This is a genomic window from Methylobacterium sp. J-026 (assembly GCF_022829585.1).
Taxonomy (GTDB): domain Bacteria; phylum Pseudomonadota; class Alphaproteobacteria; order Rhizobiales; family Beijerinckiaceae; genus Methylobacterium.
Map to the genome: position 1 here is coordinate 23,742 of NZ_JAKSYC010000093.1, position 6,501 is coordinate 30,242.

General features: G+C 69.1%; 7 protein-coding genes. 4 read left to right on the forward strand and 3 right to left on the reverse strand.

Annotation, left to right across the window (positions count from 1 at the left end):
* Positions 1-6: 6 nt before the first annotated feature.
* Positions 7-270 (reverse strand): hypothetical protein, encoded by a 264-nt coding sequence (locus MKK69_RS09225; protein ID WP_147750038.1) that lies wholly within the window; start codon positions 268-270, stop codon positions 7-9.
* The gene (locus MKK69_RS09230) at positions 270-803 is read right to left on the reverse strand and encodes a hypothetical protein (RefSeq protein WP_147750037.1); all 534 of its coding nucleotides are present in this window, start codon (positions 801-803) and stop codon (positions 270-272) included. Before MKK69_RS09230 ends, MKK69_RS09225 begins: the two co-directional genes overlap by 1 nt.
* A gap of 108 nt (positions 804-911) precedes the next feature.
* On the opposite strand from MKK69_RS09230, the gene MKK69_RS09235 reads away from it, so the two are divergent.
* From MKK69_RS09235 to MKK69_RS09250, 4 genes are all read left to right on the forward strand, one after another.
* Positions 912-2,963: a hypothetical protein gene (locus tag MKK69_RS09235; RefSeq protein WP_147750036.1), complete on the forward strand. Its 2,052-nt coding sequence runs from the start codon at positions 912-914 to the stop codon at positions 2,961-2,963.
* A 165-nt stretch (positions 2,964-3,128) separates the two neighbouring features.
* Positions 3,129-3,494 carry a hypothetical protein gene (locus MKK69_RS09240; RefSeq protein ID WP_147750035.1) on the forward strand — a complete coding sequence of 122 codons (366 nt, stop codon included), beginning with the start codon at positions 3,129-3,131 and terminating at the stop codon, positions 3,492-3,494.
* Between the two features lie 206 nt (positions 3,495-3,700).
* Positions 3,701-4,501, forward strand: a complete 801-nt coding sequence (locus tag MKK69_RS09245; protein ID WP_243967464.1) for a hypothetical protein — start codon at positions 3,701-3,703, stop codon at positions 4,499-4,501.
* 37 nt (positions 4,502-4,538) lie between these two features.
* Entirely contained in the window at positions 4,539-4,805 is a 267-nt protein-coding gene (locus MKK69_RS09250; RefSeq protein WP_147750033.1) for a hypothetical protein, read from the forward strand.
* A gap of 785 nt (positions 4,806-5,590) precedes the next feature.
* On the opposite strand, the gene MKK69_RS09255 is transcribed toward MKK69_RS09250, so the two are convergent.
* A partial coding sequence (locus MKK69_RS09255) for an HAD-IC family P-type ATPase (RefSeq protein WP_243967465.1) occupies positions 5,591-6,501 on the reverse strand: 911 nt, incomplete at its 5' end.

Sequence of the window (6,501 nt, forward strand, 5' to 3'; positions counted from 1 at the left end):
GGCGCATCAGTCGGCATCCCTCAGGGCTCGGGTGGCCAGTTCGCGCAGGCGGTCCCGGGCGGCGCGGTGCAGCTGGAGGTTCGCCCGCTGGAAGTCCTCGGGCTCCCAGCCCGCGTAGGTCTCCCGGACGATCGCGACGGCGGCGAAATGGGTCAGGCGATCCCCGTCGACCCGGGGCGCCCATGTGGTGGTGGCGAGCTCGTGGCCGCCGGCGACCGCCTTCACGGTGGCGTCGTCGATGCGGGCGAGCGTGAGGTCGTGGCCGCGCATCAGTATGCCCTCCGGCGCAGGTTGCGGTGGGTGAGCCCGTACCGGCCGATCAGCTCGGCCTCGGCGCGACCCTCGTGCTTGATCAGGCGGAAGGTCGTCGGCGCGTGCGCGGGCCAGAGCCGGCGGGCCAGGTTGAGCGACGTCTTCTTGTCGGCGCTGACGCCGGTGCGGGCCTTCCACAAGGTCGGGTCGACCGAGTCCCGCGGGATCGCCAGCAGGTCGAGGACCGCCAGCACCGCGCCGTAGCGGCGGCCGAAGTTGAACCGGCCCGAGATCCCCATGGCCCGGCCCTTGATCCGGGTGATCTGCCCGACGAGCTCGACGGTGGCAGCCTGGGGCGCCAGGTCGCGCCAGGTGTCGGCGAGCCTAACGACGTCGATCTCGCCGTCGGCGCCGATCGGGAAGTCGCCGGCGACCAGCAGCAGGCCGTGCCCGTCGAGGAGCGCCCAAGCCCCATGCAGGCCGGGGTCGACGCCGAGGTGCCGATCCGGGGCATCTCGGGCCGGCCCGCCTCGGAGGCGACGGCTGCGCACTCTGCCGCCGGTCCGGCCATTTTGACCTTTCACGCGACGCGGGTACCATCCTCGAATTCGTCGGTGGGAGTGCTGCCCCGTCGACGGTCCCGTTCCCCGTGCTGACCGTTGAGCCCCTTGCTCCCCTCTCCCTCAGACCGCCTTGCGCTCCAGCGCCGACACATCCGGGAACTTCACCCGCGGCGGTCGCGCGGGAAAATCTGCACGGCCCGGGCCGCTCGGGACGGCCGCGGCTGGGACGAGGGCATCGTCGCACCGTCCTCGAAGGCGCTCTCCAAGCAGATCGCCGAAGCCGAGATCGAGTACCAGGGGCAGCTCAGGTTCTCCGGCCGTCGGGGCAACGCCAACGTCACCGGCATTGGGGCGGCGTCCCTGGACTACGACTTTTACAAGCCGGGGTTGCCCTACGCCCATTTGTCGGCCGAGGAAGTCGCGGCCCTGCTCATCGAGACCTACGACAAGGCTGGGATCCCGCGGCTCTCGCTCGTTCCCGACAGCGGACAGGGATGCTACGGATCCTGGCTGTTCACCACTCAGATGGACGGCAAGGCCCTGCCGCGATGGCAGCTCGCCATGCAGGGCCTGCGCGGCCCGACACTCGACAATGACGGCAACGTCCCGAAGGCGCGCCCCCGGAAAGACAAGGACGGCAACCTCGTCGAGGCCAAGGTCGACCCCAAGGTCGAGGCGTTCAACGCCCGGATGCTGCAGGTCTGGCGCCTCCATCGCGACCTCGGCCTCGACACCGGCGCCATCGACCCGGCGCGCGTTCTAAAGATCATGGGCACGGTCCACCGCGAGACGGGGCGCATGTCCAGGATGGCGTGGCCATCCTCGTGGGAGGACGTCGAGCGCGTCGATTTCGACGCCTGGTGCGACGCCCTGATGCCCTACACGCGGGCCGAGATGCGCCAGATCAGGAAGGACCGGCAGGCCTGGAAGGCCGAGAACCCGGACTACGTGCCGCCCGTCCGCAAGCCGCGCCAGGTCCTCAACGGCACGAAGTGGTGCCTGATCGGCGAGGACCTCGACCGCCTACTCGACCATCGCGGGCAGGGCTGGTTCGAGCAGCACAAGACGCGCGACTGGTGGGTCATGTTCCGGTCCATCGCCATCGCCATGACCGAGGGAGGCACAGCCCTGGAATGGGCCCAGCGGCTAGCACCCCGCATCGGCCTGCCGGTAGCCGAGGTCGCCTCGTCCCTCAAGGGCGTCGAGAACGGCATCCGCGCCCACGATGCGGGGCAGCGCAAGGACTGGAAGGGAACCGCCGACCGCCCCGCGTTCTACGACTACAGCTACACGACCGTCGCCGGACGGCTCCTCGTCGACGCCGGCGTGGCTTCGGACTTCGGGTTGCTCGTCGTGCGTCCTGACGGCGCCCCTGCGCGGACCCCTGCGGAGCGCCAGAGGGTCAGCAGGACGGCCCGCGACCCGCAGCGCGCAACGAGGGACAGCCAGTCCGAGGACCGGATCGGTTGGGGTTCCTACGCCCGCCTGATGCGCCTCGACGGCGCCACGTACCCAGAGCTCGTCGAGGCGTTCGGCAAGCACGAGGACACGATCCGCAAGGCGATCCGCGAGGCCGATGCCGCATGGATCGAGGCCGAGGCTATCCTGTCCGTCGAGACCGCCTCAGCCCGCTCGGATGTAGACGATTCTACGACCCCGACACCCGAAGGAGTGTCACACCCTATAGTGGTCATAGACCCGATCCTGCCCGCCGCCTCCACCCCCCTTCCCTCGTCGGCTCCGGCGGTTCCTGCCGGCACGGTGCGCGTCAACCGGATCACCCGGGTGTTCGCGACCGTCGAGACCGCCACCGGGACGTGGGAGTGGCTTAGGATCGAGGACTGGTGGTCTCGGGGGTCCGTGGAGGTCAACGCCCGCCTGCTGACGGATCCTGCCGCTGTTTCCCCGGCCGATGCCGCCCTCGCCGCCGCCGCCTTCCAGGACCTCGCCACGGCCTCCGCCAAGCCCGTCAGGACGTCGTTCCGTGCCGACCGCCGTCGTGTCTCCCGGCGCCGTCCCTTGCCCATCCAGCCGGCCGCGCTGGCTCCGCTCGACATCGCGGCGGACCGGGTCCGGGAGGTCGAACTCTATCGGGAAGCATCCGGTGGCGGTGGTCTCCGGCACCGCATCGGCCTTGTCGCTGCCTAGGCGCTGCGGTATATTCTTCAGGCGTATCAGCACGCGGGATGCAGCACATCTCGAACGCCCTCTCGGTCTCCGGGGGGGCGTTCCTCGTTTGAGGCCGCACGTCACGCCATTGTCCCTTGCAGGGGACGGGCGGACACTCCGGGATCGCAACCCGGAGCCCATCCCATGCCTCGCCGTCGTCTCTCCAAGGATCAGCTCGCCCGCCAGCGCCTCCTCGGTGCGGAGAGGGCCCGCCGGTATCGCGAGCGGCATGCCGCCAACGTCTACGCCCTGGAGGCCACGGCGGCGATCGCGGCCGTCGACGCCGCCCTGGTCGATGCCCTAATCGCTGAGCACGTCCGGCTCAGGGACGCGACCGGCGACCGGGATGCCGCCCTGCCACTCCGCGGCATCGTCAGGCTCGCCAGGGAGCGCCTGATGGCCGACGGGATGGCGGAGCTCGATGCCCACGCCGCCGTCCGTGAACGGCTCCGTACCGGCGCCCTGAGCCTCCCCGGGGATCCCGCCCCGAGGCTGTTGGCCGCCGCCTGAGGGGGGTACAATCCGAATCGCCGCGCTTCCGGGTGCGGGTGTGCTGACCTCGGGGCCGGCGGGACAGCCTCCCGGCCCCGCCTTTTCGCGAGGATCCCGTGTCCGGTCTTGACGTGCGCTTCGACATCGGAAAGGCCGTCCGGGACGCGCAGCGCGCCTTCGAGGAGTTCGGCGCCGACCGGCTTCCCCGCGCCATCTAGTTCTCCTTGACCGGCGTCGTCATGGACGGCGTGAACCGGTGGCGGCGGTCGGTCGACACGACCTTCAGCCACCCCAACAGGCTCACCCGCGACGCCGTCCGCTACACCGTGGACCGCGACCTCATCGGCAAGGTGACGACCGTCTGCGAGGCCTCGGCCGCGGTGTTCGTCCTGCCGCTGCAGTCCACATGGATGAAGTACAGCTTCGGCGACGGGATGCAGACCCGCCTGCCCGGCGACGTCGGCGTGGACGCCTATTTCGCCGACCAGACGACGCTGAAGATCCCAAACGCGCACGCGATCTCCTATACCGGGTTCGGCTCCCCCGGCGCCGGCGACAAGGTCCCGTCCCGCGACGCCAGGAACATCGCCCGCCTCGCGGCCCGGGGCTACCAGCGCAACACCGGCACGCCCGGCATGACCGCCGGATCCGCCCGCTGGGGGGTGTTCGAGGTCAAGGCGGGGGACAAGGCGCTCAACGGCTGGACCAACCACCCGGGCATCTGGGCGCGTCCCCCGAGGGTCGTGGCCAGCGTCGGCCGCAAGCGGATCGCCAAGGCCATCAAGGCCGGGCGGATGTCCGCCCCGACGACCGAGTTCAGCTTCATCCTCGCTCACACCAAGCTCGCGCGCGGCTTCGATGAACCGGCGGTGCTGATACTCAGGCGTCAGCTTTTCTGCGCCTCAAAGAACCGAGGCAATCGCGAGAACAACGTTCTCTTGTCCATGCCCGGCTTGCGAGTACGCACCCGGCGGAACGGTCCTGGAAGCATGGCCGTTCAAAGGTGTCGCCGAATTGGTCTCTGACCCGATCCAGGCCACCAACAACCTGAGAGGAAGCCTCATGAGGAAGTCCCTGTTCGCCGTCGCCGCCCTAGCTGCGCTCGGCGCCATCGGCATCGCCGCACCTGCCTCCGCCGCTCCCGGTGTGATCGGCGCCGTCGATGCCACGACCAACATCGTCGACGTCCGCATGGACGGCATGCACGGCCATCGCGGGCACGGCCGCATGATGGGGCATCGTCACGGTCACCGCCACATGATGCGCCACCATCACCACCGCGGCCACATGATGCGCCATGGTCATGGCCATCGCCACCACCGCATGTGATCGTGAAGGGGTCCTTCGGGGCCCCTTTCCATATCTGCGTTCGTCCTTGGACAGCACAAGCGTCGGCCTGACCGCCTTCCCCTCACGGCCCCGAATCGATTGACCCTGGGTCACACGAGACCTGGATCGGACGAAGCCCCGGACTTCATCCCGCCGGAGATCGATATCGATGGCCTATCGCTCCTCGCTGTCGAACACGCGCACCTTCAGCCAATTCGGATTGCTGTCCGGTATGAAGTGCTTCACATGCCGCTCCGAGAGTTGATAGGCGTCATGCGCTTTCTGTCCGTCGAATACGATGTGGAACGAGACATCGAACTCGTCGTCATTATGGAGGTACTGATAGCCGACCCAATGATCCGCATTTCACCACCAAAGTTCCGCATTGAATCAACCTAGAGTAAAACAAAGGCCGCCTCCGAAAGGAGGGCGGCCTTTGTCGTTCCTGAGCGGTGATGCTCAATGCGAAGCATGGGTGGCCTAGCTCGGTGCGCCGACGGTGTCGGCACGCAAGAGCCTGGGCGCCTACCCTTCCGGCGATGCAAGGAGGTTCCCGGAGGAGGGCCGCGGGATGCGCTTTCCGCGTCCTTCGAAGTCGAGAACGAGTGAAGGCGGCGCCCCCTTTCGGAGACCCGCCTTCTGGATTTGTCCACGGGAGGGGTCAAAGGTAGATCGACGACGATCTCCAGGGACAACCTGTCCGCAGCCCACGGAGCGAAGTCTACCGAATGAAGCCGACGGCTTCGAGCTTCACGCGTCCCACGCCGCGCCAAGGCGCCATTCGCCTAACGAAGCCGCATGCCAAGCAGCCGCAGCGCATTGCCCGTGACGAGCACCGTGGCTCCGGTGTCAGCCAGGATGGCCGGCCACAGACCGGTGATGCCGGCGACGGTGGTGACCAGGAACACGAGCTTCAGTCCGAGCGCGATGGCGATGTTCGCGCGGATGTTCGCCAGCGTCCGGCGGGATAGCTCGACCATCCGCGCCACGTCGGCGACGCGCCCGTGCAGCACCGCGGCATCGGCCGTCTCCAGCGCGACGTCGGTGCCGCCACCCATCGCGATGCCGACATCGGCGGCCGCGAGCGCCGGGGCGTCGTTGATGCCGTCCCCGACCTTCGCCACGACCGCACCCCCGGCCTGGAGCTCGCGCACGATCCGCTGCTTATCCTCCGGCAGGAGCTCGGCCCGTGCCTCGATGCCGAGCGTTCCCGCCACAGACCGGGCGGTGCGGGCGTTGTCGCCGGTCAGCATGACCGCCCCGATGCCTTCCGCCGCGAGACGGTCGATTCCGGCCTTGGCGTCGGACCGGGGCTCGTCGCGCATGCCCAACAGCCCGACCAACGCCCCGTTCGCCAGCAGGGCGGCGACCGTCTTGCCCTCGCCCTGCAGGGTGGAGATCCGCGCCTCCTGCTCCGCCTTGAGCGTCACGCGCGCTGCCGCCTCCCGCGGCGATCCGAGGAACAGGTCGAGGCCGCCGACATTGCCGGTGATCCCCTTGCCGCCGAGCGCCTTCGACCCGAATGCCGGAGGCATCGGTGCGCCGGCTTCCGCCGCCTTGGCCAGGACCGCCTTGGCGAGCGGATGCGAGGAGCCCGCCTCCAGCGCGGCGGCCAGGGAGAGGACCTCCCGTTCGGACCGGCCGAACGCCAGGACGTCGGTGACCACGGGCTTGCCCTCGGTCAGGGTGCCGGTCT

Bases quoted from the DNA above. Each gene is read 5' to 3' on its own strand.
- MKK69_RS09225 (WP_147750038.1), bottom strand. From the start codon at position 270: ATGCGCGGCCACGACCTCACGCTCGCCCGCATCGACGACGCCACCGTG.
- MKK69_RS09240 (WP_147750035.1), top strand. From the start codon at position 3,129: ATGCCTCGCCGTCGTCTCTCCAAGGATCAGCTCGCCCGCCAGCGCCTC.
- MKK69_RS09250 (WP_147750033.1), top strand. From the start codon at position 4,539: ATGAGGAAGTCCCTGTTCGCCGTCGCCGCCCTAGCTGCGCTCGGCGCC.